Here is a 1068-nt window from a genome sequence, read left to right on the forward strand (position 1 = left end):
GAGCCGATGGCCCGGATCTTGCCCGCCCGCATGAGGTCGGTGAGCGCGGACAGCGTCTCCTCCACGTCCGTTTCGGGGTCGGGACGGTGCATCTGGTAAAGGTCGATGTAGTCGGTTTCCAGGCGTCGCAGCGAGTCCTCCACGGCCCGGATGACCCAACGCCGCGAACCCCCCTGCTGGTTGGGGTCGTCCCCCATCGAGAGGTGCCCCTTGGTCGCCAGGACGACGCTGTCGCGGCGGCCCTTCAGCGCCTTGGCCAGGATCTCCTCGGACTCACCGCGTCCGTAGACGTCGGCGGTGTCGACGAAGTTGATGCCCGCGTCCAGCGCGGTGTGGACGATCCGCGTGCAGTCGTCGTGGTCCGGGTTGCCGAGGGCGCCGAACATCATGGCGCCCAGACAGTAGGGGCTGACCTTGATGCCGGTCCGGCCCAGTGTGCGGTACTGCATGAGTCTTCTCCCTGCATGGGCTGCCGGTCGCGGGTCCGGCTAGAATGAAACCGGAACACCGTTCAGCAATGACAATACGGAACATCGTTCCGGAGCGCAAAGGGAAACCATTCCATGTCTGATCGCCCCACCGGGGAGCCGGTCGCGCGCCGCGTGCGAGCCGACGTCCAACGCAACCTGGACGCCCTGCTGACCGCAGCCGCCGAGGTCTTCGCGTCGGACGGCGTGGACGCCCCTGTGCGGCGGATCACCGCGAGGGCCGGGGTGGGTGCGGGCACCCTCTACCGCCATTTCCCGCAGCGCTCCGACCTCATCACCGCCGTCTTCCGCCACGAGGTCGACGCCTGCGCCGAGGCGGCCCCCGCTCTCGCGGAGGAGCACGAGCCGGTCGAGGCGCTCACTCTGTGGTTTCAGCGGTTCGCGCAGTTCGTCGCGACCAAACGCGGCCTCAAGACCGCTCTGCACTCCGGCGACCCCGCCTACGAGAGCCTGCCCGCCTACTTCCAGCAGCGCTTCCTGCCCGTCGTGACGGAGCTGCTCGACACGGCAGCCGCATCCGGCGGGATCCGCGCCGACATCCCCCCGTACGACCTGCTGCGCGCCATCAGCGATCTCGTCG

At 68.7% G+C, this 1068-nt stretch carries 2 protein-coding genes; one reads left to right on the forward strand and one right to left on the reverse strand.

All coding sequences use genetic code 11. From position 1 onward, the window contains the following. The coding region (locus tag ABZV94_RS41985) for an aldo/keto reductase (protein ID WP_356350436.1) at positions 1-449 on the reverse strand (449 nt) is incomplete at its 3' end. Positions 450-563: 114 nt separating this feature from the next. Here ABZV94_RS41985 and ABZV94_RS41990 point away from each other — a divergent pair. Beyond that, positions 564-1068 (forward strand): helix-turn-helix domain-containing protein (locus ABZV94_RS41990; protein WP_356350438.1); only part of this gene is annotated, 505 nt, incomplete at its 3' end.

This window comes from Streptomyces sp. NPDC004658 (genome assembly GCF_040609555.1).
GTDB lineage: Bacteria > Actinomycetota > Actinomycetes > Streptomycetales > Streptomycetaceae > Streptomyces.